Source organism: Candidatus Fukatsuia symbiotica, from assembly GCF_003122425.1.
GTDB classification, from domain to species: domain Bacteria; phylum Pseudomonadota; class Gammaproteobacteria; order Enterobacterales; family Enterobacteriaceae; genus Fukatsuia; species Fukatsuia symbiotica.
The window spans coordinates 2640195-2666322 of record NZ_CP021659.1; the positions used below are offsets into that span (position 1 = coordinate 2640195).

25 protein-coding genes and 6 pseudogenes are annotated in these 26128 nt (G+C 45.3%); 7 read left to right on the top strand and 24 right to left on the bottom strand.

What is annotated here, in order from left to right; all coding sequences use genetic code 11:
* Position 1 precedes the first annotated feature (1 nt).
* From traH to CCS41_RS17820, 23 genes and pseudogenes are all read right to left on the bottom strand, one after another.
* The gene (gene traH / locus CCS41_RS12850) at positions 2-1369 is read right to left on the bottom strand and encodes a conjugal transfer pilus assembly protein TraH (protein ID WP_119797659.1); all 1368 of its coding nucleotides are present in this window, start codon (positions 1367-1369) and stop codon (positions 2-4) included.
* Positions 1369-1877: pseudogene (gene trbB, locus CCS41_RS12855) on the bottom strand (type-F conjugative transfer system pilin assembly thiol-disulfide isomerase TrbB). Before trbB ends, traH begins: the two are co-directional and overlap by 1 nt.
* A 13-nt stretch (positions 1878-1890) precedes the next feature.
* Positions 1891-2547, bottom strand: a pseudogene (traF, locus tag CCS41_RS12860) (type-F conjugative transfer system pilin assembly protein TraF); the annotation flags it as partial.
* A gap of 109 nt (positions 2548-2656) precedes the next feature.
* Positions 2657-3640, bottom strand: a complete 984-nt coding sequence (locus CCS41_RS12865; protein WP_119797660.1) for a conjugal transfer protein TraN — start codon at positions 3638-3640, stop codon at positions 2657-2659.
* Positions 3641-3707: 67 nt separating this feature from the next.
* Positions 3708-4445: a hypothetical protein gene (locus CCS41_RS12870; protein ID WP_162860080.1), complete on the bottom strand. Its 738-nt coding sequence runs from the start codon at positions 4443-4445 to the stop codon at positions 3708-3710.
* Positions 4446-4483: 38 nt separating this feature from the next.
* Positions 4484-5083: a type-F conjugative transfer system pilin assembly protein TrbC gene (gene trbC, locus CCS41_RS12875; RefSeq protein WP_240313778.1), complete on the bottom strand. Its 600-nt coding sequence runs from the start codon at positions 5081-5083 to the stop codon at positions 4484-4486.
* Between the two features lie 17 nt (positions 5084-5100).
* Positions 5101-6056, bottom strand: a pseudogene (gene traU, locus CCS41_RS12880) (conjugal transfer pilus assembly protein TraU).
* Between the two features lie 41 nt (positions 6057-6097).
* The gene (gene traW, locus CCS41_RS12885; RefSeq protein WP_119797663.1) at positions 6098-6727 is read right to left on the bottom strand and encodes a type-F conjugative transfer system protein TraW; all 630 of its coding nucleotides are present in this window, start codon (positions 6725-6727) and stop codon (positions 6098-6100) included.
* Complete coding sequence (trbI, locus tag CCS41_RS12890; RefSeq protein WP_119797664.1) at positions 6724-7149, bottom strand: type-F conjugative transfer system protein TrbI; 426 nt, start codon at positions 7147-7149, stop codon at positions 6724-6726. The genes traW and trbI overlap by 4 nt, the downstream gene beginning before the upstream one ends.
* Complete coding sequence (gene traC / locus CCS41_RS12895; protein ID WP_119797665.1) at positions 7131-9722, bottom strand: type IV secretion system protein TraC; 2592 nt, start codon at positions 9720-9722, stop codon at positions 7131-7133. Before traC ends, trbI begins: the two co-directional genes overlap by 19 nt.
* A 12-nt stretch (positions 9723-9734) precedes the next feature.
* Complete coding sequence (gene traV / locus CCS41_RS12900; RefSeq protein ID WP_119797666.1) at positions 9735-10232, bottom strand: type IV conjugative transfer system lipoprotein TraV; 498 nt, start codon at positions 10230-10232, stop codon at positions 9735-9737.
* Positions 10233-10388: 156 nt separating this feature from the next.
* Positions 10389-10541, bottom strand: a complete 153-nt coding sequence (locus CCS41_RS16180) for a hypothetical protein (RefSeq protein WP_205411435.1) — start codon at positions 10539-10541, stop codon at positions 10389-10391.
* A gap of 38 nt (positions 10542-10579) precedes the next feature.
* Complete coding sequence (locus tag CCS41_RS12905; RefSeq protein ID WP_205411436.1) at positions 10580-11644, bottom strand: TrbI/VirB10 family protein; 1065 nt, start codon at positions 11642-11644, stop codon at positions 10580-10582.
* A gap of 2 nt (positions 11645-11646) precedes the next feature.
* Positions 11647-12369, bottom strand: a complete 723-nt coding sequence (gene traK / locus CCS41_RS12910; protein WP_119797667.1) for a type-F conjugative transfer system secretin TraK — start codon at positions 12367-12369, stop codon at positions 11647-11649.
* A complete protein-coding gene (gene traE / locus CCS41_RS12915) occupies positions 12356-12922 on the bottom strand; it encodes a type IV conjugative transfer system protein TraE (protein ID WP_119797668.1) in 567 nt (188 codons plus the stop codon). The genes traK and traE overlap by 14 nt, the downstream gene beginning before the upstream one ends.
* An 18-nt stretch (positions 12923-12940) precedes the next feature.
* Entirely contained in the window at positions 12941-13249 is a 309-nt protein-coding gene (gene traL / locus CCS41_RS12920) for a type IV conjugative transfer system protein TraL (RefSeq protein ID WP_119797669.1), read from the bottom strand.
* Positions 13250-13275: 26 nt separating this feature from the next.
* Entirely contained in the window at positions 13276-13602 is a 327-nt protein-coding gene (locus CCS41_RS12925; protein WP_205411437.1) for a type IV conjugative transfer system pilin TraA, read from the bottom strand.
* A 162-nt stretch (positions 13603-13764) separates the two neighbouring features.
* Positions 13765-13908, bottom strand: coding sequence for a hypothetical protein (locus CCS41_RS15750; protein ID WP_162860081.1), 144 nt, complete (start codon positions 13906-13908; stop codon positions 13765-13767).
* A 560-nt stretch (positions 13909-14468) separates the two neighbouring features.
* Complete coding sequence (locus tag CCS41_RS12930; protein ID WP_119797670.1) at positions 14469-16094, bottom strand: phage tail protein; 1626 nt, start codon at positions 16092-16094, stop codon at positions 14469-14471.
* A gap of 436 nt (positions 16095-16530) precedes the next feature.
* On the bottom strand, positions 16531-18039 hold the full coding sequence (locus CCS41_RS12935) for an IS4 family transposase (protein ID WP_119797671.1): 1509 nt from the start codon (positions 18037-18039) through the stop codon (positions 16531-16533).
* Positions 18040-18204, bottom strand: a complete 165-nt coding sequence (locus tag CCS41_RS17815; protein ID WP_119797672.1) for a transposase — start codon at positions 18202-18204, stop codon at positions 18040-18042. It lies immediately after the preceding gene.
* Between the two features lie 328 nt (positions 18205-18532).
* Positions 18533-18901 (bottom strand): IS630 transposase-related protein, encoded by a 369-nt coding sequence (locus CCS41_RS12945; protein ID WP_072549715.1) that lies wholly within the window; start codon positions 18899-18901, stop codon positions 18533-18535.
* A 29-nt stretch (positions 18902-18930) separates the two neighbouring features.
* A pseudogene (locus tag CCS41_RS17820) lies at positions 18931-19164 on the bottom strand (IS701 family transposase); the annotation flags it as partial.
* Here CCS41_RS17820 and CCS41_RS12950 point away from each other — a divergent pair.
* The 4 genes and pseudogenes from CCS41_RS12950 to CCS41_RS12965 form a co-directional block, all read left to right on the top strand.
* Positions 19109-19372: a hypothetical protein gene (locus CCS41_RS12950; protein ID WP_119797673.1), complete on the top strand. Its 264-nt coding sequence runs from the start codon at positions 19109-19111 to the stop codon at positions 19370-19372. The pseudogene CCS41_RS17820 and the gene CCS41_RS12950 overlap by 56 nt on opposite strands.
* Before the next feature lie 730 nt (positions 19373-20102).
* A complete protein-coding gene (gene traM / locus CCS41_RS12955) occupies positions 20103-20489 on the top strand; it encodes a conjugal transfer relaxosome DNA-binding protein TraM (RefSeq protein WP_072550583.1) in 387 nt (128 codons plus the stop codon).
* Positions 20490-20704: 215 nt separating this feature from the next.
* Positions 20705-20917, top strand: a pseudogene (locus CCS41_RS17825) (transposase); the annotation flags it as partial.
* A 43-nt stretch (positions 20918-20960) separates the two neighbouring features.
* Positions 20961-21452 (top strand): annotated as a pseudogene (locus CCS41_RS12965) (IS5 family transposase); the annotation flags it as partial.
* A 266-nt stretch (positions 21453-21718) separates the two neighbouring features.
* On the opposite strand, the gene CCS41_RS12970 reads toward CCS41_RS12965, so the two are convergent.
* On the bottom strand, positions 21719-22816 hold the full coding sequence (locus tag CCS41_RS12970; RefSeq protein ID WP_072550584.1) for a tyrosine-type recombinase/integrase: 1098 nt from the start codon (positions 22814-22816) through the stop codon (positions 21719-21721).
* A gap of 91 nt (positions 22817-22907) precedes the next feature.
* Between CCS41_RS12970 and dusA the strand changes: the two genes are divergently transcribed.
* From dusA to CCS41_RS12985, 3 genes are all read left to right on the top strand, one after another.
* Entirely contained in the window at positions 22908-23954 is a 1047-nt protein-coding gene (gene dusA, locus CCS41_RS12975; protein ID WP_072550614.1) for a tRNA dihydrouridine(20/20a) synthase DusA, read from the top strand.
* Positions 23955-24115: 161 nt separating this feature from the next.
* A complete protein-coding gene (gene pssA / locus CCS41_RS12980; RefSeq protein WP_072550585.1) occupies positions 24116-25471 on the top strand; it encodes a CDP-diacylglycerol--serine O-phosphatidyltransferase in 1356 nt (451 codons plus the stop codon).
* A gap of 346 nt (positions 25472-25817) precedes the next feature.
* The gene (locus CCS41_RS12985; RefSeq protein WP_072550586.1) at positions 25818-26102 is read left to right on the top strand and encodes a hypothetical protein; all 285 of its coding nucleotides are present in this window, start codon (positions 25818-25820) and stop codon (positions 26100-26102) included.
* Positions 26103-26128 lie beyond the last annotated feature (26 nt).

Below are 26128 nucleotides of genomic sequence, written 5' to 3' on the forward strand. Positions count from 1 at the left end.
GTTAGTGGCCTCCGAACCGGTAGTTACTCTGGTAACGGTTAAGTAAACGGCTAGAAACCTGCTGACGCATATAACTCATCTGACGATCAACCACCATCAATGCATCCTGCTGGATCTGTACCCGAGATTGGAGCCGCGCCATATTCTGGCTGGCCTGGTGTAGGCTGGCTTGCAGTTGCTTTACCGCCGGCGCGGGGTAGTGATTGCTCCCCAACATAACCCGCGCCTGTTGTATCAACTCCTGCATGTACTGCATCAAAATGTCATAACCGATGTAGTCTGAAAGCTGATACAACAACGTATTGGCAACGCCCAGGGATTGCGGATCAACCAAGTATTTCAGTACGGGTACAGCAGTGGAAGCAATGAAGCCTTTTTCCTGTTGAGTCAGTGGGGTATCGGTGATGGCCTTGTTCTGAATGCTGCTTAACAGCTTTTTAACCTGCCCATTCATCGCCTGGTTTGGGCGGATTAAGACAGGGGTTAAGGTAGGATTTAAGCAGGCATCCGCGGTATCGCAAGTATAAATTTTTGCGCTACCGCCATTCATCATCGCTTTGATAATATCTTCGTTGGTGGTTAACGGCACCAGCGTTTTTATTTTCCCCTGACTGTCGAAAACCAGCGTACCGGTTAGACTCATGGCAAATTCTTTTAGCTCTTTGTTATTGTCGAACAAGCGGTTTTTACTTAACGACTGCCACATCAGATTTTTATTTTTCAACACTTGATCTTTCATCGAAGCACTCGCGCGATCAGTCACACGGTTATAACCACCGCCCAGTGTGCAACCTTGACGTGAGGCCGCCCAGTCAGCAAAAAGATTGCTCTCACCGGCGATGTCTTGGCAAACTTTTTGTTGTGATACCGCCGTGCGGGGCCATAGTCCACCCACAATCCCTTGCGCCGCCTGACAACTGGACATATTAGTACTATTCACATCTGAGGCGAGTTTCTGCAAAAAGTCCTTGGCTTGCTTCATTTCTGGCACGGTAGTTTGCAACGCCAGATCAAAAAAGTAACCGGCTGCATTACCCATGATTTGTTTGACAAAGCGTTGTAATTGTTCCCCATTGATATGGGAAAACGCGCCAAGATACGCATCGATGCCACCGCATCCGGCGTTGAGCGCAGGCACAGTAATAGAAACCATTTGCACCTGTTTAACGGCAGTGCGCAGGTAAAGAGAGCCGCCGCTGGCATAGCCCGCCGCCTGTCCTTGCCATACTTGCGGCATTGAGGTGTTGCTGGCAAAACCCAGTTGGTCAAAAAACGCATTTAGATCGCTATTAACATCAGCGTGCACGGTACAGTAGGTAGCCACAACCCATAAGGTTAGCCCTATCCCTACCTGCTTTAATGATTTCATTATTGCATGCCTTTATTTAACGCCATCTGAAAAACGGCATCCAAACGGGCAATCCATTTGGACTTATCTACCGCCCCTTGAATTAAAGGAAAGGTTTCCATCGTATTGACGTTCACTAAGAAGGTGGTGGGTGTCGCAATCGGCATGCCATGTTGAAAAAATTCAGCTATCACCGCGGGCGGGGCGGGCAAGGCATGGGATAAGCCACATCACCTTGTCCATCCAGGTTGTACGGGAAAACAGATAAGCCTGATTCGGCTGACCACTTACGAAGCATCGGATCAAAATGCTGGCAATACATGCAAGCTGATTGCATAAATAACACCAGTTTCCAGTGATTCAGGTTAACCTGACGACCATTTGATAAACGGAACCAACGGGCTATCATAGGCTTCGTTTCCTCCCGGGTCGTCTGCATTTTTATAGCATCCAGCGCTGCAATGTCATCCCACGTCGACGCATGAACCACGCCGGTTAACAACAAAGCCAGCATCAGGAAACATTTCATTAGTATCCCTTCCTTAAAAGTTTGGCTTAAAACCCGTGGCAACCGCCAGAAATTGCCGCGCCAGCGCATCTTGAGTCATAAAGCCATATGCTAAGGGCTGATAATTTTGATCTTTAGGATCGACTAAAAACAGGGCGGGGAAATGGACGATCCCCATACGCTGACTGTGACCCTGGTCCTGACGGCTACGCGGCAATACCGGGTTAATCACGCCATCCACCGAAACGGGAATCAGTGCCAATCGGTTTTCCTGCACAAAGTTTTTTATCACCCTCGCCATCTGGCCATCAATGTCTTGCCTACCTCGATAAAAGAAAAACACACCATAGCGCAAGGCCAATGCCGAAATCGCTGTTTTTTCTTTTTCACGATCACCGACTAATTGGGCTTTCACTGTGCCGTTGTAGTGACTGTATTGCAGGTTGTAATCCAGATCGGGGTATTTCAGCATCGCTTGTTTCGCCATTTGACTGAACTCACCGGCTTTCGCTGTCCAAAAATTCTGCCAGGTCATGTAATGTCTAAAATTCTCCGGCGTCGGGTATAAAATCGCCGTGTCCAGAGCGGCTTGAGTGGCTTGCTGCAACCGCTTTTTTTGCTGAGAGGGCGTCAACATCGGGCGAATCGGCGCAGATTCAACATCATTGTCCTGTGTTTCGTTATACCAGTGCCACCCTTGCGGGCATGCCTATCAGAATGTTGAATTTCAGCGATCTGTGCCAATAGAGGATAACTTAGCGTGCTCAGTACTAATGGCAGGATCAATATTTGACAGCGCATCATTTCCCTCCGGGGCTACGGCGGTTAATCTGATGCTGCATTTGTTGTTGAACCCGTTGCATGAGCTGGTTATCTTCGGGGATGTTTGAACCTTTTTGCAGATCCGCATAGAAATGACTGAAATCCAGATTATCGAAATGAATGCGTTGTAATTCATTGGCACTGATACCCCGGCAATCTGGCGATTTAGCCTCACCAAATCCGATACCTAACTGCCACTGGCGGCCTTGCTGCTGAACAATTTGCGCTAATTTAGAATCAAACAGGCAGTAACTGCGTTTTTTTTCCAGGCACACGCCAAGGACTTTTTGACTGCAATATTCACCGACATCCACGGTGAGTCTACGTGCTTTGGCCTGGCCTAATGCTTTTTCTTCACTGCTGCAACTGGCCAAGCCAAGATCATTGCCCCAGCCCGTATCCTGACAACAATTGTTAAAACCCACCGCAAACTTCTTGCACGATTGCGGTCTACCGGTAAACGCCCTGACATCTGTACTGTTTGAGGTGGCGGCATCTTTGCCTGCCGCGGCCACCGCCGCTAACTTTGCAACCGCTTGCTGAAACAGATTATTTTTAGCTGCCGCGGATTGAGCACAACGGCCATCCTGACAAAAAAACTGGCCGCCACACAGCATGCCTGTCCGCAAGGTTTTATGTTCACAGGAATAGGTCGCGTTTTCGTGCAGACAAAAGCCGTCAAGACGGTAATCACATTGACGCGTAGCAAGCGTGCAGGCTGGATTGTTAACATACTCAGCGCACGTCCCCTGTGTCGCAGTCTGAGTGATATAGCTATCGCGATAAGCCCAGCAGTCGCTGGAAAGAGTATAAGTCTTGCCTTCTTTGTGAAGAGTGCGATCACCCCTCTTCTCGATACACTCGGTTTTGCTTAACGCCCCCTCCAACTTGCTGAAGGGGCAGTGTTCTGACCAGGCAATACGGGGAGTAAAAACAAGATGATCCACTTTGATGGTGAGCATTATCGTCACCTTTACGGGGCGTACAAACCAACGCCAACCCCCACTGCGGTACCACGAGTGCACTGCCTCAAAATGGCTTCCCCGCCTGCAACGCTGTCACTGTTGGCCAAAATGGTTGGTTAACGCTACCCCAAGTACGGTAAATAAATGATGTTCCCAGCAGATTTACTGTCAGTTCCGCGTTGCTGTACCAATTTTCATAGCGATACCCTGCCTCGATGATGTCTCCTGTCACATCAGGTGTGATAACAGTATGAGTATTTTCATCTTTATGGTAGAAAGGGAGGTTTTCAAGGTTATATGAGCGGGTAACCACCTTAACACGGTTTGTCCACTCCCCCGTGAGGGTGGCTTTCCGGCTACAGGTCTGCTCAACCCGTGTATCTCTGTTACAAACATGCTGGGTGAATTCGGTGTGAGAAACGCGTTGCATCTGACAACCGTCAAAACGCCCGTCTGTCACTTGCTCAGCGGTATTTTGTGCCTCTCTACCTACAGAGATAAAAGGCGCCTCCATTGAGAGCTTTTCTTTTGGATTATTAAGCAGAGAGGCGGTAATCGCTTTGCCAACCTCCGATCCCGTTAAAGCGGCATTACCTTGTTCAACGAGATCCGCACGTGGTGCCGTCACACCGCCGTAATGGTTTTTTTCCGGCGTCTCTGCGTTGTAATGGAGTAACACCTCATTGGGCTTAAAGGCTTGCATGGCGGCGGTGCCTTGATTTTGTATCTGTCTAGCATAGTCTGCCCCTCTGTTATATTGATCATTGGCCTGACTATTGACGGCAAATACCCAGCAAATCATCGTAATCCCCCTATGCCATCCTGTTCTGCTGCTTTTTTTCATCGATCAGCCGCCGTTTTTAACAAAGCCTGTGCGGTTTGGGCGCATTGACCCGATTCAGCCACCTTTTTTAGCGCTGCGGTTAGGCGAATATTGCCTGCTACACGATCAAAATGTCCCTGACAGGTAACAACCAGTGCTGGTACGGCGGTGATACCGTAGGTGCGAAATGAAACAGGATCGATCTGGACACCCCCACGCTTTCCTTCCTTTACCAGTGATAACACCGCATTGGCTGTTTGACGCAGGTCGTTATTCACCAACCCTCTGAGCGTAACCGGAATAGGGTATTGATCAGCGTCATGCACCATCTGTTTTAACCCCTCGATTGGGATGGAAAACGACACGAAATACAGCGCTTTTGCTACCGGCTTAATCTCACCAGACCCTTGCTGCTGTTGGCGTTGCTGCATAGCGTCAATAAATGGTTGGTCTTGCGCCTGCATCAGGATGGTAAGCTTTTGCAAAAAATCGAAATCCTCTATAGATCTCCCTGTTTCGCTCTGTTTCAGTTGCTCTTCTAGGAATTGCTGTGTACTCGCGCCATCCGTCGCCATCACCTGACTCGCCAGTAAGATACTCATGAGAAAAATCATCATCCCTTGCATAACCTGCCTCACAAAAATACACAGTTACGTTTACGCCACAGGAGATAGCCAAAATTTTTGCGATCATGTGGCAGGTTATGTCCGCTTTGCCACTTCATTACTGTGCGGCCAAACGGATGGCACTGCGCAACATCCGGGTACTTGTTTACCATTTGATAGCGCCAACGCGCTTTCGGCATGATGGGGGAGGGGTATTCAAAACAGACAGCGTGATCAGCACCAATACTGTTCATCATCAGTCCTTGGCGATGTAATTTGAATGCCATCCGCTCAGATAGCAGCACAGAGGATTGCAGTGGGCTAAATTCGTTAGAGGTGTAACCCGTGAACGGGTAGAGACTACCGTGACTGCCCGCACACCAGAAAAGGGCATCAATCGGTTTGCCAACTGCGCTCGCCATGGCATCAGCGGCACAGGCGCCTTGCGCGATCAGATTATTAAACAACATCGCTTCCGGATGAATAACCAGGGAGAGTGCGCTATCATTCCACATCGGATCCAGTTCACTCAGATAGCCAATATCCATATCACCCCCCTTGCAAACACCCTGCCGAGGTGATGATGTTCAGCCAATAGGTCAGCGGATATTTATACCAATGCACATGGTAGAAAGCCCCTGCTGCCGGTTTATCGCTCTGACCCGCGGTTCCTGTCCCCACTTTACCAATAAATATCTAAGCTAAAACCGCCCAGATTAACCATGCAATAAGGCGAGCGCGTGACGTCTGTCAACGCCATGGGCTCCCAATAACCGATGGCCAATCCAACCCGATACAGCCCGCCAACCGGACAAAGCTGGATAGGGCTGGAGGGATTCGCTGTGTCAGGCGCAATACCCGAGGTCACCGCAATACTGCCAATCGAAATCGGAAAAAGGCATTGCCAGCAAATATCAGTGATCGGGTTAACAAATCTTCCCTCACATTCTGCGGCGGTCGCATTGACTCTGCCGGTGAACACCATCAGTACCGTCAAAAACGTTAACGTCAACAAAATACTACGCATCATGGCGGCTTCTTGATGGCAAAGGTCTCTACGCGCAAACGTTTGCCCTCTTTTGACGCCGTCACACGTGCAGGTACCGCAGTAAGCGCAAATTTGCGGCTCATTAGCCCTTGTTGGTCAAAGTAAATACGGGTATCGAGTGCCAAAGTGCTTGCTCTAATATCTCCTTTCACCAGGATCACTTTATGCACTGGGGTGGCGGGTTTTTGCTGTTTCAGCCAAGCCATTTGGCGCGGATCGTCCGCATCGATAAAATAAAGGGTTTGCACAAAGGGCACGAATTCCAGCGGGTTATGCCGCTCACCTGTGTGGGCAAAAATGCGACCTTGATGGTCAGCCATATCCTGGCTGACAACAAAAGAGGGATCGACATAATGCGTGCTGTCTTCTTGCGCTACTGTCAGCCCCGTTACCGGTGCAGGTCGCAGGCTATTTTTAATCACGCGCTGTTTAAAGGCCGCCTGCTGTTTGGCCAATTCACCACTCTGCTCCATGTCGTGCAGACGGTTATAAATGGTCATCAGCATGTCAGGCTCCGTTATCGGATATAAATCTCCCCAGGTACCCAGATCAGCAGCTTTAACAAGGGTTGAATAAACCAGAATGATGGTCAGCCATAACCGCTTCATTTGTTACTGCCTGACCGCATACGGCGGGCAATATCTTGCTGAATCGTGGTGGTAATATCATGTGCGCCACTGACCACAGCAGGCGTCACTAAAATGATCGCTTGCTGCGTTTTTTGATATTCCGCCAGGCTCGCGTTCAGTACATGAGTAAAACGGTCCACCAATGGGTCCGTTTGCGCCGGTGACAAGCGTGTTTTAGCACTTTGATCCATAAAGCTGTCGACTGTCTCTTTCATATCAAAGGTCACAATGACCGGCGATTGCCACTGGATCAGCAACAACGCAACCGCGGCATTCAGTGCCATCATGCCAGCGATCACGATAGATACCGGCTTGACACAACGACGACGACGTTTGCTCCATTTTTTATCTACTTTTTTAGGGATTATCACTTTAACCTGAGTTACGCTATTGTTGGCCATAATTCCAGCGCCTCCATTTCCTCAGGGAAGTTACGTTGTGCCAAGGCATAAACAGCGGCGTGGATATCCACCCCTTTGCGGCGTTGATCACGGATAAATTCAAAATCACGCCCATTCGAGCTGAACATGGCACGACTGAGGGGATCGACAAACAGCCGGTGAAATGAACGGCTATCATTAATGCGCAGCATAAAAGCGCTAAACCATTGCGCTTTTGCATCACCAAATCGACTGATGACTAAACGTTCCAGTTCACTAAATTGATCCGGTCGACTTTGGTTATAGGCTTTGAATTCGGCCGTATCTTGTTTAAGCACCAACTTAAAAGCAGAATTACCCCACGCTGCTTTAGCTGCCGTCGACGCATCATCGGCATCAAAATCCTTGATGTTCTGGCTGATAGTGATAAATGAACCCAGGTGGCGACGCACGGTACGGTAACCCGTTTCGATAAAAGCGCCGACTTTGGCATTTTTGAAGTTCAGCAGTTTCCAACCTTCATCAATGGTGCAACATTTTTTCTGATCGCGCGGGCTGTGATACATTTTGTCTTCAATATAAATGATCAGCGAGAACATCACCGCCGCCAGCAACGCCGGCTTATCCTGCAAGCCGCCCAATTCCAGCACTACCATCCTGGCATCATCGCTCAGAGAAGGCTGATCACTGTTAAAATAATCGCCGTAAATACCCTGTGCGCTGTACTTTTCCAACAATTCGATAATTTCGTCCATACGTCCGGTAATACGCTCGGCATTGACGTAATGGGGCGCATTGCGGGCGGTTTTCAGGTAATCCACCACATCATCAATACGGGCTGCCTTTTGCTTTTTTTTCCAGGCACGTATCACGGCTTTTAACAATAAATCTTCATGCACTTCATCTAGCGTACCATTCGGGCTGGCTAACACCGCCAACTGATCACGAATACGTTCACCCGATGCATTGATATTACTAATATTGGCAAAGGGATTAAATTTAAGCGATTGTCCATCCAGGTACACACCACCGACATTTTCACAAAATGATTTGTAACCGTCCCCCATATCAAATACCCATACGATGCCACCGGAATCCAGTACGCTACGTAAAATAGGCTGTACCAGACCGGTTTTGCCTGCCCCAGAGGTCCCTGTCACTGCCATGTTATAATTGGTGTTTCCGAGTCTTTCACCGTAGATATCGAGGAAGGCCAGTTGATTGCGATAAGACGGTGCCAGCAGGCCACGAGAGCACAAACGGTTATCCGCCACGATGGGCAAAAGATTGACCACCTGAGTACTTTCAGCACGACAGGTGGCGCCGCTGGCTTTAATGTCTTGCCATAGCCCTTCTCCTGCCACAAAAGGGAACATCGCCAGGTAATTACGCATCTGCATATAGCGCGGTGAATACAGACGTAATCCATTTTTTTTAAAGGTATTAATAACCTGTTGTTCACAAATCAAGGCAGCTTCATCCTCATCGGGGCAGAAGGTCGTGATATTGAAAAAATACCGCACCACGCAAGATTGATTACGGTTTAACCGTTCACGCAACTCTCCCCACTCTTTGGCTTGTCTGCCCACACTGGGAAATAATTTGGCATAGGGGGAATTTGCCTTTTTATCCAGATCGATAAATTTACGCGTGGCTTCATTTTGCGTGTTAACCTGATCTTCTGCTTCCAGGATAAAGGTCATGACAAAGGGACTGGCAATACTCAAGTCAGGGCTGAGCAAATTGCTGATATTGTCGCCGCCTTGCCACAGGAAAAATAAATCAGGGTTGCTCTCCAGCATGAAATTCATGACCCGTGCACAAGATTTTCTCCCTGTGGGTTTATTCAGGGTTAATGACAGATGATCCGGCTTGACGACGATATCGAGACTGCTGTCTACACACTGGCGATTAAGATCATCATAAGTGCTGACATTGATCGGATCCGTGTAAAGCGCATCGGGACGATGATTGACCATCTGGCTAATAATGTTGACAAAATCAGTCTGTGATACGGATTGCGTGCCAATCTTTGCTGAATCCAACGAGGCCCGGATCACTTTCAGCAAGTGGGTCAACGCCATGAGGGTGGCACTGTCTCGTTTTTTCGTTTTTTGGCAATAAGAGAGGTAAAGGCGGTAATCCCGCAGCGTCAGCGGTAAGTGGGTGGGGCTGTTAAAGTGCTGCTGGGCGGCACGGTGATAAAATGCTTGAGTAATACGGTTAAAATGTTCCGCTTGCGTGCCTTGCCAACGGAAATCAGCAATACCGGCGTCAATTTGCTCACCAATGACCTTGCTGGAGACGAAATGGAAGGCAATAGGTGTATGACGCGGTAACTTGCTTTTGACCAAGTCATCCAATACCTGAATGATGTGTTCATTGGCCCCCATCAGCGGCACCGCTTGCAGCATAAAACCGATAGAGGCGTTATTCATATACAAGCCACTCTCCGCGTCGTAGTCACGGTAAGGCAGCAGGCTGCTTAGCTGTGGGTAGTCCATTTCAGCTAAGGTTTTATTGGCCTGCGTTGCACCGTCCGGCGTGTTAAATGCCTGTACCAAACGCTTCACCGTATCGAGTAAAGGTTCCATCCTCTGATCCCTTTAATCCATGGCCTGTGGTAACTGCCAGTGAGCAGAGCCGACGACAAACGAAATCTTGCCCGGTTGGTGCAATGCTCCCTCTGCGTCGATCCACGGGGCAATCCAGAGGTGCGCCATCTTCTCTGTGGTACGTTGGGCACGCATTTTTTTCTTGAGATGACAGCGATGTGCTGGACACTGTGGTGCGGCTAAAAGGGGGGAGGCTGTCATTGGAGGTAATACCGTAGCGGTTAACATCTCCGTTTGTTGACGCGATGGTAATACAGCAGGTGCCGCATCAGAAGCCGATGGTGACAGGTTAACCAGGCCAGGCAGGCTGGCCACCGCTTGTTTTCCCTTGCTGGTTTTTTCCTGCTGACGTGCTTTTTGATTGGCTTGCTCCATCGTCATACAACGATCGCGCGTGGTGGCATCACACTCAAAATCACCACTGACCCCCGCACAGCCTGTCAGTAGCAAAATACTGCCCCCCACAGCGAGTAAAAAAAAATGCTTCATGCGTGCTCCTTATTGCCCTGCCGGCGGGATTAAATCGCCCACTTTTAATGTATTTAGTGAGTTAATCATGTTATAGCAGGGGCTATATAAATTGATTGTAGTAATTCACATTAATATATTGATATAAAACTGTTTTTATAAATAAACGCCATCATGTTATGTCGCCCCTGCTATAGGTGTGCCGAGTGCATCATGAGGCGGTGGCGGTATTTTATTGGTCTTTTTCAGTCGAACTTCTTCTTGGGTTTCCAGCTGAAACCCTTCCTGAAAGACCACGGTCACTTCATTGCCTGCACCAATAGGGATCACGGCGTGATACTGCTCGGCACGTTTGATGTAGTAATCACTCAGTGTTTTGGCGGCCTGACTCGCCCCCCGCCCATCCCCGATTGCACGATATCACGCGCACTCAATGTGGCGATGTCCCCTGATTTAACCTGGGGTGAAGCCGCCTTTTCAATCCCCTTGCCAATCCCATCCACAAAGCCGGCGCCAAACGCCCAACCTAGGATCTTGCCATTACGCATCACCACATTACCCTTAATGCCGTTTTTGCCCATAAAGCTCACATGACCTGCAATTTTCTGGTCGATGACGTCATCACCAAGATGGCAACTCAGGCTGCGCGTACGCACTTCTGCTCGCTCACTAGAAACATCACCGTAGGCTTCGGCGTTAACAAAACAGCCGGTCAAATCTACTTCACGGTCATTTGGCAGTTGTACTTTTCCGATCAAACGAAATTGCATCGGTGCCGTATTTTGTGGACCAGTCACCGCAGCATTAGTATCGGCGCCCTCAATCACCAGCGATCGCGCAAAACTCCCTGACGGGATATAGGGGAGTTTGGGTTTCATCACCGACTCAGCATAAGAAAAACGGGTGGTTTCTACCGTGCCTGGATTGGGCATCGTGGGCATGGGCGCATACGTTATTTGCCCTTGCGGAGCAGAGCCCATGCCAGGATAGAACGCGCTAGGAGATGAGACGCCTTGTTGATTGAACGCAGTAGAGGGCAGAGGCTCATCAGGCGGCGCATTGTCCAATGCCGTTAACTGACGCTGTAAAAGATCATTTTCATGCGCCAGATCGCTGATGCGTTTTTGATCGCGTTCACGGTGGCTTGATAAGCTATCCATCTGCTGGCGCATCGCCGCCATCTCTTGGCGTATTGCCTGCGTGGCAGCTTGAGATTCGATGATGGCATTTTGTTGCACTTTGTCATCAAAGGTCGCATTGATGACCCCCGTCATATCAGGCGCAGGCGCTTTAATCAAAGACAGTTGAGCCTCATTTTTCATCGATACCCGAGAGGCATACCAGCCTACTCCCGCCACAGCTGACAAACCCAGTACCACGGTGATAAACAGGGTTATCTGTTTACGTTTCACCCCTGCATTAATATTTGTCATAATCACTCCCTGTCTGTCGTGATATAAAGGGAGAATGCAGCACCTGGCAACAAGCGATTGACCGGTTGAGTAAACATCACGGCACGAATACCGGGTCGCCAAAAATCCTGCTCGGTTAAGTGAATCGAATAGGTGTTAGGATTGCGCACCTGATAACGGATGACACGCAATGCATCGCCCACCCAGGCTTGCTCTGCTGTCATGGTTAAACCCAGTGGTGCCAATGCGCGAGCTTGCGTCAAATCAGCCTGAGCATAACGCTCCGGCATGTTTCCCCGCCATGCCGCTTTATTCAGTTCCACCAATAACGATCCATAGGGTTGCGCGGTTTCCCAGGCTTTCGCCGCAGGCCGACCCACGGGTTGCTCACCTAACAAGCGATAACGCCGCCCTGCCCCTTGACTCGGTGTCGCCTGGACAGAAAAAACCTGTTCGTGCTCTGTCTCGATATACAATGTAAAGGGCTTTTCACTGAGAGAAGAAAACAATACCGCCCCATCGACAGTATTACGCTTATCGGTCAACATACCGGCAGCACTGTTTATCGCTACAATACGATCACCCAAAACACCTATCAAGTTAGGATTGTTATTGCTAATCGCTAACTGAAACTGGCCATCAGCAGGTAAAGCCACTGCCTGCAATGCAGTAACCGCCTTTGCAGTCGTAAAAAAACACAGGCCGATGGCAATGATAACAACGAACAAAAGGTTATTTTTTCGCATCGGTTTTCTCCAAGAAGGCAACAATGCGCGTCATGCCATCGGCATAATCCAGTTTGAGGTGATAATTTTTTTGCTCACAAGTGGGCTTACCGTTACCGATCCAGGTTTTTAATACCCCGTGGATCTCAACAATGCTTTCCGTAGGAAAAACACGAATACGGGTCTGATAGAACGCTGAACTGACTTCATTTTGTCTAATTCTTCGGGATTCCTCAGCCAGCGTTATTTTGAAATCAGCTTGGGCGCCGGGTTTGGCAAATGAAAGCAAAAACTGATGCTGGGCATCGACGGTTTCGGGTGACACATTGAGGCGCAATGCAATGAATGACAGCGCCATCATCTGTAAATAAGCCGGACTGGCCAGCGCTTCTGAAAGAGCAAAAGGCGCATTAAACGCCATGGGGATGACTATTTTTTCCTGATGGCGCCTGAGAGCATGATTATCTACCGCCAGTAAAATGGTTGATAGTAAACTCAAAATCAGCATTAAAAAAATAACCAACAAGGTAACAGCGATGATTTTATTAGAGGAATGACGTGCTGTTAACTCCACAATATTTTCCTAAATCCGTTACTTTATCCATTGCCGAAAACTTGAATCGGGGATCACTTTAAAAACAGGGCGAAACAGAAAGCCAGGGAAATACCAGTAAAGCAAGTTGTACAGCCACATACTCCCTTTGCCGCGTTTTGCGGTGCGAATACCCAAACAAATTACCAATGCCATCCCCATCCCAAATAAAGCGTGATGAACCATAATGCCCCATAAAAAAACCGGTAACGACGGTAGGGCTTCATCATAGGGCAAACCAAATAGCCGACGTGGTTCACTGAGCGTTTTCGGGAAACGGTACTTTTGCAGATCCTCTTCGGTCGTCATGATCGCCCTCTTATTTAATCAGATAATCAAACAGTCAAACTAAATCCAATCGTGGTAAAGACAATCACAACAGCAATACCAAACAACATGAACACATTTTTGGTTTTGATAAAGGTAATAATGCCGACAATCACTTCTGCCAAGATTATCCACTTAGCGATGGCAGAGCTAGCACCAAACGTATCCGTAACCGTCACTTTTCCTCCTGCCATTAAATCAACCGCTTGAGAGACACCGATAATCCCCAACAGTGCTATGATAGAAGTAAGCATTAACCCTACCCAATGAGCGCTATTTTTGTAATTAAATTTTTTAGATACAGCAATGCCAGCAGCCTTAATAGACAGCATCATAATCTACTCCATTGATATTAGAATTTTATAAAAGTCATTGATATTAAACTTAAATTTCACTCCTCACTTTTTTCTTAAAAAAATAATATAAATTCATTTTCCATAGTATGGATATAATGAGTAATGTAAAAATCATATGTAGGTAACGTCGCCGTACCAAACCTAATTAGGGGCAGCAACAGTAAACTGACGCGCTAACACGTTAGGAATAGCCAGCTGTTCTTGTGTCGCCTTTTTATATTTGTGAGTCGGTGTTATAACACGGGGTGTCCAGGTCTTTCGTACAGGCATAGTCTGACATCTCATTTACCATTCTTATCTTTTTTCATACTCTCTTTTTACCATCATTGATTACAGTGCGAAACTCGTGTTTATTACCAAAACAGGACGCTTATTTTACTATCGCTTTGATCTTGAACAAAAGACTCACGATCAGCAGATAGATATTACTGAGATCGCCGACAGCAGCAATTATCAACTTAGCTGAGCCGAAACCGATCGCTTATTGTTCGCCAAGCAAGTGCTAACTAGCATTGCCGTGTTCTGTCTTACCCTTGTCCTATTAGCAGCATGGATGCCCGATAATAAACTGATTGAGTCGTTAGTAGATTTGATTAAGATCGGTGCACTCCCTCTGGTCACACTCATTATCTCTTTCTATTTTCCTCAAAACAGAAAAGGAGAATAATTGTAGATGTATCCCCAAAAAACAGACGAAGAGGCGGAAAAGCCAGTAAACGGGTTGAGACTACCTCCGTAGTACAGCACGGAGCACCTTTGGCGCTCTATTGAATGAGAAAAAAGCGAGTCAAAACCCACCGGATCAATCAAAAGTACCAAATTGGCATTAACCTAATTTTTCTCTACTAAGCTGCGGTGAAAACATCAAAAAATACATGGCCAATCGTATTACCCACCCCTTTTACTCGCACTCCTCGTAAAGCAATGCCCTGTGAAACCATGACTTCTCCTGATGGATGTCTAGGGATGTAAACAAGCTTATTATCTGAAAGAAGTGAATGCACACTAAAATCGGTATCACCGGTAGAAGTATCATCATAACAAGCTGTTGGAATATAGATAGTTGCAGTGTTTACGCCATGCTCCTTCGTGACTTGACCATCCCCTGCCAGGACTCTTGACTGCGTAGTAAATAAGCTAGAGGACGCAGCATTCAAAACACTGCACACCGCTGCTCGGTGGCTCTGGAGTTTAGTTTCAAGTGCTTTGCATGCTAACTCCGACTTAACAATCGCATTCAACGCCACTGCACTAGCAACTAAGGCATTCATGGCAATTTGAGAAGCGGCTACAGCCTCCATGGCCGTTTGTGAAGCGGCTACGGCTGTCATATCCGCATAGCTTTGCGGGCTAAGTCCACTCGCTAAGCCCGTAGCGAGTTTAGCAATAGCCATTGAGTTCGCCCCTATTGCTGCCATAGCGGTAGAGGAATTTCGTAAGACTTCTTTGGCTGGTGAGGAGGTTGCTACCGCATTCATGGCAATTTGAGAAGCCGCTACGGCTGTCATTGCTGTTAAGGAACTTGCTACACCATCCATCACAGTTGATGAATTCACCGCCACAGCCATAGCCGTAACCAGAGCCGTTATACCCTCGCTCTTTACTACCGCCTCTATCGCGCGCGTACTGTTGGCCAATATGCCAAACGTAGAACTGTTGCTGACTATGATCTGTATTGCCACAGAGCTGGTAAAAAGACGGGTGAACTTTTTTTCATTACTATCATTCGCCAACCAGGTTTCCAATTGATCACTCGTTAAGTCTGATCGCAAAAGGTAGGTCAACACATCTGGATCGCCGACAAAGAGATTAAAAAACTTAGTGAGTTTGCTTAATTCTGCCTTGGTCGAGAGCAAATTTTCTGAACCCTTAAGATAGCGGTTATCCGCATCACCCGTGGTGATCAATTCAGAGGAATTCGTGCCAACGTTTCTAGTCGCCGCTGTCCCTAACTCGAGATTCAAGCGAGCCTGAACTTTGTCGAGCACATCCTTCAAGTTTTCTGCAGCATGAAGGTAACTCGTATCCGACTCCCTGAAGTTAATCACGTTGCTCACAGTTTCGATGGCAGACGCCGGGATAGTATTGAGCGGTAGGCGTACCATTTGGACCAATGCGCCACCTTCCTGGCGCACGGGTCTATAAGGTGAGGAGGAGTACCCCACGGCCACTAAGGTATCCAGCTCAAAAACGCCGATTTCGCGGATGGCTTCCTCTTTTTTATTTTCAGGTAGGATCAGCTCGCCGATGACGCTGTTCTTTTCCCTGTCCACCGTCACGCACTCCAGCGGCACTTGGTAAATGACATTTCTTACCTCCTGTGCCTGCTTAAGGTCTGTGATGGATAAGGGCGTAGAAGCATTGCCTAACGCCATGTGGGTGAGTTGCAGTTTGCTGCCGGACGCACAGGCGTCCTGCAAGCGTTTGTCGCCTTCGGCCGTCCAAGAAAGCATAACGTCGTGGGAGTTCATAGAGACCTTCTCTGGTGTATGGATATTGGGGTGATAGCGCGCCAGCAGGGCATAACGTCATGCTCTTTTTTTATTCATCCCGGCGTTTTATTTGTTTTCTGACTTGACGGCGCCAAGGAAGAGGGTCCCCGCGCGTCCCCTGCGCGGTTATCTACTCAACGCGTCTTTTCTCTTTTTACTCAAGCGGGGAGGTCTTCCTGGGTCAGGTACCCCCTTGCTCTGCTGCTGGAGGGGGCGTATAAGGCACGTTATGCTAAAGAAGGCGCTGCGCCCTGCGATTTTCGCAGCGGCTTTTTCAACATAACGTCATATAGCAGCGGCGTTATAAAATGACTTAATTAAAGAAGGAAAACAGGTGATCGACATCACACCTCTCTTTTCTACGCCGTGCTTTGGCATGAGCCCATTTCTTCTCAATGGGATTCAAATCTCACTTTTACCCACAATTTTTGTTATTAAGAATAATGAACAATCTCACAGTTTCTTGCAGGATCTCATACCCTCGCCAAAGCGACATTATTCCCGGTAAACCCTCGGCACGTCGGTTAAGAAATCCTCCCAATTGACCCAGCCATGTTATTGCCTGAAGCACTGTGGGGGGATGCTCGGGAAGGCGGCTTGTTGTCTGTATTCTGCAATACAGCGTTTGCCATTCTACCTTTGACAACACATCGGTGCAGGTAGCCTCAGGACACAACGCTGCCATTTTGGTCATATACATCAGTTTGAAGGCGATAATGCTTTTGAGGGTGATCATTTTCGTTAGTTTGGTTGCCGTATTTAAACGACATTGTTCAACACAACATCCTGATTTCAGTGTGTTGAAGAACTCCTCTCTCTTCCATCTCAGTCTATACCCATTCACTTTCTCTTCTGCTTCAAAGGCGTCAGTGGCCGTCAAATTGGTCAATAATACCCATTCGACAGGCGCTACTCCTTCTGGAGGAGGCTGTTCTTTAACACTGATGGCAGAGACGTGAACCTTTTCATGGATATGCCGTGAAGCGTCTTTATTGGTAGGCCCATAAACGAGACTATTTCTAATGGGGAGCCAGCCTGAAATGGAGCGAATATCCACATAAGCCGTTCTTGCTACCCTTTGCTGATTTTTGGGCAGGGTGAGTGCTATGGTTTTTAAAATCGGCGTCTTTGACAAGGCGGTTTGCACCGTTGTTTTTTTCCCCTTTTCATCGATAAATTTTCTGTCTTTCCGGTTGCGGATAATAAAAAATGGTTTTAGTGAGCTTGCAACCCGAAAAAGTTCGAAAATATCCGCTTCTCTGTCTCCCAGCGTGATTAAGCAGGTATCTTTGGGTATCCGCGCCGCTGTCTCGTAGAGGGTCTCTATCCACTTAATACTTTCTTTTTCTTTCATTGTCGATTGATAAAGCCGCCGCTGTTTTTCCTGAGGGGTTTCCTCTCGGGAAACACGTGACCCGCATTTAAGCGAGGATAACCCAAGCGGCAAGCCCTCCTGAGTTACCATCAAACTTGCATGAAGCATCAACCCCATTTTATGTTTGTGATAGGCTTTAGATATACTTCCCAACCCCTCTGTCTTTTTATGTGAGTCAACGTTCAACTCTGATGTGTCCTGAAGAGAAAAAACCAGTGAATGCCCCTCCAGACGTTTTTGTGTTTGCACACAATGTGTACGGAATAGCGCGCTCTCGCTCACTCTCTCATTGCTAAAAAATCGATAAGCTCCTTTGGCCTGTGACCAGGAGCCATGACAGCTTGGGTAAATTGAACCTGACGCTTTTGATGATAATAAGCCCGCTGTTTCAAAAAAACGCTCTTTAAGGCGTTTATCTCCGAAATCAATTTGATGAAATTCTTCACGGATCCACTCATTCCCATTACCCGTTACTGTTTTCATGTGCCTGTTTCCTGATTTAACTATTGACTCTACCAATAATCCAATTTCACCTGAATCATTTTTCATTCAACGTTGTGGGTAAAAGTGAGGGTTCAGGTCAGGAGAATACGTCGGGAGATATTCCAGAATAAAACCAGATTTTTGTCTAGCAGACTGGATATCCTGGCGTTTGTGAAAGCTCACATTATAGCAGGGGCCGTATAAGTTGATTATAAAAATCAGCAATAACATATTGATATTAAATAATATTTATTAACAAAAGAGATCACGTTACATGGCGCCTGCTATATCCATCACGATAACAGCACCTTGAGGGATTTTTGGCAGTAAGTCTTGGGTTACCCACGCATGAAAAATATCGCTATTGATATTGTATTCAAAGGCACAAACGGTGGTTAATTTTCCGTTAAGCTGAGCGCCAATGACATTGGTACGTGCTTTAGCGTGCCAATCATGTTGACCGTAACACCGCCTACCTTTAGTTCAATAGCCGTAGAGGCGGGGCATGCCATGAGCAAAACCGCTTTCATCAACGTAAATAATAGGGGTCTCGCTGGCTTCATAGGCCTGGATCTTGATCTGAAAATCTTCTCGGGATTGGGCGTTGGCTTTTGGATGATAAAATGTTTTTTTTATAGCTAAACCCTGCCCGTTTCAACGCATGGCAGATACCTCTAGCGCTCACTCCCATACGTTGGGCTCGCTCGTATTGAGACGCGTCAGGGTAGGTTTCCACATCAAGAATCAACGCCGCTCGAGCTATTTTACTGGCGGGTTTATCACGTGTCAGACAAGGTTCTATTCGTTTAGCCCAGCGCATCAGACTTGCGGTCCCAATACAAAAACGTGTGGCCGTTTGGGCATATGTAAGCTTTTCTTGCTCTTTAATAGCCAATACATGTTGGCGAAATTTTAATGGATAAGTCATCTTGAAATTATACATTAATTTATACAGCCTACGCTATAATCAATGCGACCGTGTTTGGCCACAAACTTGAAGACGGTTACCCCAGCCATAGCTCCGCAGGTACACTGAAAGCCCTTCTTCTGGAATATCGAGTGAGGCTAATGTTACGTTACAATTGACAATCCGGTTCTTTCTCAGAGTGGTGATCCAAATCCAGTTATGGAACAAATGGCCTTGAGATTACTCAAACTGGAATACCAGGCATCCATTACCACCGCTTCAGGCTCTACACTAAAAACGCCCTTGTCTTTTGAACAGAAACAAGAAAACAAGATTATTTCGAGTATTCGTATGACCGTTGAATACGCCATCACAGGAATCAAGCGACTCGGGTGTATGACTCAATCTTTACGTAATCGCCGACCTTTTATTGACGAGACTTTCATCCTTCCCAGCACTGGCATCTGGAATTTCCATCTCAGAATGGCTTGAAATTCAGTTCATTACCAAAACAGACCGCTTATTTTACTATTAAGCAACAAGTTTTTTATTGCATAGTGAAAAAATAGGCGGCCATTTTAATTGTCGTCTACCGGCCAAAATAATTGATTTTGTCATATGCTATTTACGCTTAATAAATTACTATAAAAACGCTATGTCATATTGATAAATTAGGCTAAAAGATCCAAAGGAGTAAGTTAAGAAAATACTTTGTACAACGCTGTAAATTGGGTAGGATAGAATACAGATCTCCCACATGAGTTTGTATGATTAGTAGGTTTCATCTGTCAATATTGAATTCAGTATTAACATTATTTTTAATAAACAGCTAAAATCATAATTTGTATTTTTATAAAAACAGCTAAGCTCCTTAACTTTTTCTTTAAAATTTAAACTCGTGTCATACATAAAATTCAATCTTAAACAGGATTAATAAGAACCTCCTCTTTAACGAAAAAATATCCACACCCCTCGCAAGAGGTTATCTTGCCTGATTATCTTTAATTTTCAATATATTAACATTTGGAATGTTTATGCATTTTCATTTTTTATTCATAAATAAACATTATTTAGAATCCACATGAGTTTTTATTTTATAACAATAAGTTGTGTATATCATAATCTCGAATACACACTATATTTAGATTCTGTTTTTTCTGGTATATTAGTTCGCAAGAATCTATAATAGACTCTATTTTTTAGATTTTAATCGAGATTAACCATGCCAAAACTTCAGGTTTTTATCAATAAGACTATTTTAGAAAAAATAAACACGATTGTTTTTAATAAACGTAACGATGGAGCAAAAAAACATGAAGTTAATACGTCTAATACAACTTCCATGCTCATAGAGTTAGGTTTAAAAGTCTATGAATTGCAGCAGAGAAAAACGGAAAGTAACTTTAATCAAACAGAGTTGAACAAAGTCATGTTAGAGAATATGGTAAAAACAAATTTTATTTGTCAGAAGTTATTAGGTATGAATTCATTTATGTCTGAAATACAAAAAAATGAAAAATTTAATTTCCAACTAATGGCTAAAACGATACGTAATGATACAGCTGAAGTTGTTAATAAATTATTCCCAACAGATGGAGAAAATACTTAACATGAGTCTTATTGCTATTTTTTCTTTATAAAATATATAAATTTATTAATGAAAGTAATTTTCATTTTAACTATTAAAATTTGGCTAGTAATAATTTAATTTTATAAAAAATATAGACCAAATTAATAAAATATTGATAAATATAAATTTGAATAAGTAGGCTCTGTCCCTAAAGAATAAAATATGTAATAAAGCGCCATAAAAAGGTGATAGCTATGGCCCGAAAAGTGATAACAGACAGGATATGGGAAACGTTGAAATTTTTATTACCTGGTGCTAAAGGCAGGCATGGAAAAGACGACAGAAACTTTCTTGAAGCGATGTGTTGGATCGTGAGGACAGGCGCCCCGTGGCGTGATTTACCTCCTGAATTTGGACCTTGGAAAACGGTGTATAACCGTTACAATAACTGGGCAAAAAAAGGACATTTAGACGCCATTTTAGCGTTTTTTAAAAAAAGATGGGGATCACGAATGGGACATGATTGCTGGAACCATTATTCGGGCTCATCGGCATGCAGCTGGCGCAAAAGGAGGTCAGGAAAAAGAAGGATTAGGGAGAAGTTGTGGTGGATTTTCCTCAAAAATTCATGGAAAAGTGGATGCTTTCGGAATGCCTTTGGAATTTGTTATTACGGCTGGACAAGCCTCTGATATTGGACAGGCACAGGTGTTGATGGGAAGTGATGCTTGCGATTATCTTTTGGCAGATAGAGGCTATGACAGTGATCTCTTCCGTCAATTTCTACAAGAAAAACAAATAACACCCGTGATCCCCGGGAAAAAAAATCGGATTAATGAAGTCATTTATGACCAACATATTTATAAAGAACGTAATGCCGTTGAGCGTTTTTTTGGTCGCATAAAGGAATTTAGGCGTATTGCCACCCGATACGATAAAACTGCCATTATGTTTAAAGCCGGGCTTGTACTTGCATCTATTCTGATGTGGCTAAAACTTTAAGGACAGACCCTAGTCTTAGTAACAAAAATCGATGTTATCGAGAAAGCGTTGAAGGTGCTAGGTAAGTATAAGTAGCGTGCTATCATCTTTGCATCGCCCTGGCCCATTTTATTCCGGCTTAGTTCACAGTTCACTCTAACCAATTGCATGAATACATGATGGATTTCCACACTAATGCGATGTTTATGCGCTATTACACTGAATTACCGGCTCTAGCCCAGATATCAAGGTTATATAACAAGCTACACAAAATTCAAGGTACAAGGTTATTTGCCAGTACGGTTTGTTCCCTGCAAAGCATAAAATTTCTCATGTAGTGATTTTGGATATAATTCGGTGTACACCTGCCATAAAACGTTTAATGAGCGGTGACCTGTTACCTGAGCTACTTCTTCGATACTGAATCCGGCCTCAAATAGACGGCTAGCCCCTTCGCGGCGCAAATCGTGGTAACGCAGATCTTTAATACCCAAGGCATTTCGGACACGTTGAAAACCGGCAGTGACAGAACGAGAATTATACGGGAAAATTAACTCACTGGTTTTCGGCTGGTGTTGCACGATAGTCCATGCGTCGCCAAGCAACGGTACCAGCATGTGATTACCCGATTTTTTACGAGGATCCTTCCTGTCCCTGACCAGCACCGCTTTTTGCTTCTCGTCAATATCTTCCCACCTGATTTTGCACACCTCACCGACCCTCATACAACTGAGTATTGAGAAATTCAAAATATCGACAAACGGAATTTTTGCGGCAATATGACCGCTTCTGGCTTCCAGTCCCACAAGCAATTTATCTAATTCATCACTTACCGGACGGCGGCTGCGGCGTTTAGATTTTCCTATCAACCCCATTTGCAGTAGGAGCGGCCTTGCCTCTGTTGCCGGGTTAGCTGTGTAGTCAATTCCATAAACAGGTTTAACAGAAGCTAACACAGAGGAGAGATAACTCACATCGTGGTTAACAGTGGACGGGCCAGCGCCAGCGCCGTTTCTGTGGCGGCAGTGCTCGATAACGTGGTTTGTGGAAAGGTCTGCAAGTAAGGCATCGGCTATGTCGCAATCCAGCAGCATATCCAGTACATAGCGTTTTGTACGGCCTGCTTTGCCACCAAGATTTGGATCATTAATATAACGTTTTAGCAGTTCGCCAACGGTCATTTTCCCGATGTCGCTGCTGTTGGGTACACCATTTTCTTCCAGTTCGGCTGCTCGTTTTACCCCCCATGTTTTGGCTTGGGCTAATTTTCCAAAGGTTCTTGTTTCGCGGTGCAGATGTTTGCCACCTGCTTTTACGCCTGCAGTACAGCGGTATCTTGCAGTACCGTCAGCACGGGGACGTTTTACTATGTTATAGTAAGCCATACTTCTGCTAATCCTGTATTCTTGGTACACCATTTAAATAGTGTACCCTATGGTGTACCAAGAATACAAAAATACGACAAAACGGCCCAAAATGCACCAAAATAGAGAAACTCAAAATCTAAGCCAACCCAATGAATTATCTGAAAATCCAGTAAAATCCTCCCCTCACCGTTTCTCTGTAGCACCGATGCTGGATTGGACTGATCGTCATTGCCGCTATTTTCATCGCTTGCTGACCAGACAAACGTTGTTATATACCGAAATGGTTACCACTGGTGCCATCATTCATGGCAAAGGCGATTACTTGGCGTATAGCGAACAAGAGCATCCCATTGCATTGCAATTAGGTGGCCATGACCCACTGGCGTTAGCGTATTGTGCCAAACTGGCGGAGCAACGAGGTTATGATGAAATTAATCTCAACATTGGTTGCCCTTCTGATCGAGTACAAAATGGTCGTTTTGGCGCTTGTTTGATGGCGGAGGCCGATCTAGTCGCCGATTGTATTAGTGCCATGCACGATGCAGTATCCATTCCTGTCACTGTGAAAACACGTATCGGGATTGATCAACAAGATAGTTATGCATTTTTATGTGAATTCGTGCAAAAAATTGCCGATAAAGGTGAGTGCCGCAGTTTAATCATTCATGCCCGTAAGGCTTGGCTTTCAGGGCTAAGCCCGAAAAAAAACCGCGAAGTACCACCGCTCGATTATGCCCGTGTTTATCAACTTAAACGTGATTTTCCAACGTTAACCATCGCCATTAATGGGGGTGTAAAAACATTGGCGGAAGCTGCCGATCATCTCCAACATGTTGATGGTGTGATGATGGGGCGTGAAGTTTATCAAAACCCTGCTATTTTAACTCAGGTAGATCCTGAACTTTTTCATTCTCAGCCCCCGATAGTCGATAACGTAAGCGCAATAGAAGCGTTATATCCCTATATTGAACAGGAATTGTCTCAAGGGACCCGTCTTAGCAATATTACCCGCCATATTCTCGGGATATTCCAAGGTATTCCCGGCGCGCGTCAGTGGCGACGTCATTTAAGCGAGAATGCTTATAAATCTGGTGCGAATATTATGGTTGTTGAACAGGCGCTCTCCTTAGTGAAGGATAGGTTTGAGTCTAATTAAATCCTGAAAACCTATTCGAAATCGTCATGAACGACAGTTCGAATGAGTAAAACTTGCGTATAATCTCCAAAGTAATGATATTATCACCCGCTCCTTAAAGTGCATGTTCTTAGCTGTAACAGTTTTGCCCTCAAATAATAATAGAGAAGAAACCCACTGTGATGTTGTCAAAATTCAAACGTGGTAAACACCAACAACAGCTCTGCTGTTTGCCTAAACTTCCCCAGGCCATTGATGACATCCAAACGTTGTACTGTCCTAAAATCTTCCGCTCCACACTGCTAGCACTCATTGCCCAGGCAACCCAACGTATTTATCTGATAGCGCTTTATTTTGAACAGGATGAAGCAGGTCAAAGTATACTCGCTGCCTTGTATCAAGCAAAAAAACAACGACCCGAATTAAAAATCTGTCTATTGGTAGATTGGCATCGAGCGCAACGGGGTCGTATCGGAGATGTGGCGGTAAATACTAATGCAGATTGGTATTGCCAGATGGCTGAAAAAAATGCAGGAACTGCGGTTCCTATTTACGGAGTCGCGGTTAATACACGTGAAGCTTTGGGGGTCTTACATCTGAAAGGCTCTATCATTGACGATAGCGTTATTTACAGCGGAGCCAGTATTAATGATGTTTATCTCTATCAACATGATAAATATCGTTATGATCGTTATCAATTAATTAAAAATCCGGCGTTAGCCGCTGTTATGCTGGCTTATATTGAACAACAGGTTTTAAACACCGGAGCAGTACAGCGTTTGGATCGCCGTGATCGCCCGAAAAATTCTGACATTAAAAGTGAAACCCGACAGTTTCGCCTTAAGTTACGTGATGTTGGTTATCAATTTGCTAATGATGCAAATAATGAAGAATTAGCAGTGACTCCCTTGGTGGGGCTAGGCAAAAAAAATCCACTAAATAATGCGATTCATGCTCTGATGTGTTCCACTGAACAACACCTCATTATTTGTACTCCGTATTTTAACCTACCTACATTATTGATGCGCAATATCACCTATTTATTGCGGAAGGGCAAGCAGGTTGAAATTATCGTTGGTGATAAAACAGCAAATGATTTTTATATCCCAGAAAATCAGCCTTTTAAGATGATCGGTACCTTACCCTATCTGTATGAAATTAATCTACGGCGTTTTTTTAGGCGTCTGCAACGCTATGTGGATATCGGTCAACTTATTATTCGTCTATGGAAAGATGGTGATAATAGCTATCATCTAAAAGGGATCTGGGTAGATGATACATGGCAATTGATCACCGGTAATAATCTAAATCCGCGTGCCTGGCATCTGGATTTAGAAAATGCCATTCTTATTCATGATCCTCAACGTCAGATGCAGGAACAGCGCACTAAAGAGTTATTATCCATCCGTAGACACACTCGAGTATTGACACATTACCTTGAATTGGACAGTTTACAACAATATCCGATTAAGGTACGCAAGCTCATTCGTCGCATACGCAGGATCCACATTGACCGCCTTATTAACCGTATCCTCTAAATTCGGAGGTCAACGGATCGCTGAAATTTTGTCATCATGGAGTAAAATATCGGTCTTATTTTCACTTAATAATTATTAACTGTCATTATGTAAATTAGCAGCCGATCACACAGAGATATCTACTATTTTTATTTTATAATACAATAAATTAATAATTTTTCTATCCCCCTTTTACATTTTAATATCGCTTTAATAATTTACACCAGTGAGTTTCATAATTATCCTTATACCAGTAACATGTCTACCTAAGCTTAAAAATGAAAAACTTATTTCGTTTTTTAAGCAAATTATCAAGATGTGTTGGCAAGATTGATCCCCATATATTTTTAGTAGAAAGGAATTTTTGATGAAGAAGTTTTTACAATTTATAGTAGCAGGTTTTTTTTTATGTCTATCAGTTTCCATCCAGGCAATCACCCCCGCCAACTCAGAAATAGCCAATAACTTAGCGGCATCGTTTTCTATGGAAAATTGTCCTGAATGTAAACCGGGTGGAGCGGATCGGGATCTATGCGAAAAATGCTCTAAAGTGACAAGAGATAAAAACGTCTTTCCGCTATGCTGTAACAACACAGCCGAGGCTAAAAATTGGTGTAGTAAATTTTTAAATTATACGCCCCCAATTTTATAGTAAGTAGAATACCTCGATTGAACGTT

Coding starts and splice junctions, on each gene's coding strand:
- traH (WP_119797659.1), bottom strand. CDS start 1,369: ATGAAATCATTAAAGCAGGTAGGGATAGGGCTAACCTTATGGGTTGTG.
- CCS41_RS12865 (WP_119797660.1), bottom strand. CDS start 3,640: ATGCTCACCATCAAAGTGGATCATCTTGTTTTTACTCCCCGTATTGCC.
- CCS41_RS12870 (WP_162860080.1), bottom strand. CDS start 4,445: ATGATTTGCTGGGTATTTGCCGTCAATAGTCAGGCCAATGATCAATAT.
- trbC (WP_240313778.1), bottom strand. CDS start 5,083: ATGATGATTTTTCTCATGAGTATCTTACTGGCGAGTCAGGTGATGGCG.
- traW (WP_119797663.1), bottom strand. CDS start 6,727: ATGAAGCGGTTATGGCTGACCATCATTCTGGTTTATTCAACCCTTGTT.
- trbI (WP_119797664.1), bottom strand. CDS start 7,149: ATGGCCAACAATAGCGTAACTCAGGTTAAAGTGATAATCCCTAAAAAA.
- traC (WP_119797665.1), bottom strand. CDS start 9,722: ATGGAACCTTTACTCGATACGGTGAAGCGTTTGGTACAGGCATTTAAC.
- traV (WP_119797666.1), bottom strand. CDS start 10,232: ATGAAGCATTTTTTTTTACTCGCTGTGGGGGGCAGTATTTTGCTACTG.
- CCS41_RS12905 (WP_205411436.1), bottom strand. CDS start 11,644: ATGACAAATATTAATGCAGGGGTGAAACGTAAACAGATAACCCTGTTT.
- traK (WP_119797667.1), bottom strand. CDS start 12,369: ATGCGAAAAAATAACCTTTTGTTCGTTGTTATCATTGCCATCGGCCTG.
- traL (WP_119797669.1), bottom strand. CDS start 13,249: ATGACGACCGAAGAGGATCTGCAAAAGTACCGTTTCCCGAAAACGCTC.
- CCS41_RS12925 (WP_205411437.1), bottom strand. CDS start 13,602: ATGATGCTGTCTATTAAGGCTGCTGGCATTGCTGTATCTAAAAAATTT.
- CCS41_RS15750 (WP_162860081.1), bottom strand. CDS start 13,908: ATGAGATGTCAGACTATGCCTGTACGAAAGACCTGGACACCCCGTGTT.
- CCS41_RS12930 (WP_119797670.1), bottom strand. CDS start 16,094: ATGAACTCCCACGACGTTATGCTTTCTTGGACGGCCGAAGGCGACAAA.
- CCS41_RS12935 (WP_119797671.1), bottom strand. CDS start 18,039: ATGAAAAATGATTCAGGTGAAATTGGATTATTGGTAGAGTCAATAGTT.
- CCS41_RS17815 (WP_119797672.1), bottom strand. CDS start 18,204: ATGTTATTGCTGATTTTTATAATCAACTTATACGGCCCCTGCTATAAT.
- CCS41_RS12945 (WP_072549715.1), bottom strand. CDS start 18,901: ATGACTTATCCATTAAAATTTCGCCAACATGTATTGGCTATTAAAGAG.
- CCS41_RS12950 (WP_119797673.1), top strand. CDS start 19,109: ATGGCCTTGAGATTACTCAAACTGGAATACCAGGCATCCATTACCACC.
- traM (WP_072550583.1), top strand. CDS start 20,103: ATGCCAAAACTTCAGGTTTTTATCAATAAGACTATTTTAGAAAAAATA.
- CCS41_RS12970 (WP_072550584.1), bottom strand. CDS start 22,816: ATGGCTTACTATAACATAGTAAAACGTCCCCGTGCTGACGGTACTGCA.
- dusA (WP_072550614.1), top strand. CDS start 22,908: ATGCACCAAAATAGAGAAACTCAAAATCTAAGCCAACCCAATGAATTA.
- pssA (WP_072550585.1), top strand. CDS start 24,116: ATGTTGTCAAAATTCAAACGTGGTAAACACCAACAACAGCTCTGCTGT.
- CCS41_RS12985 (WP_072550586.1), top strand. CDS start 25,818: ATGAAGAAGTTTTTACAATTTATAGTAGCAGGTTTTTTTTTATGTCTA.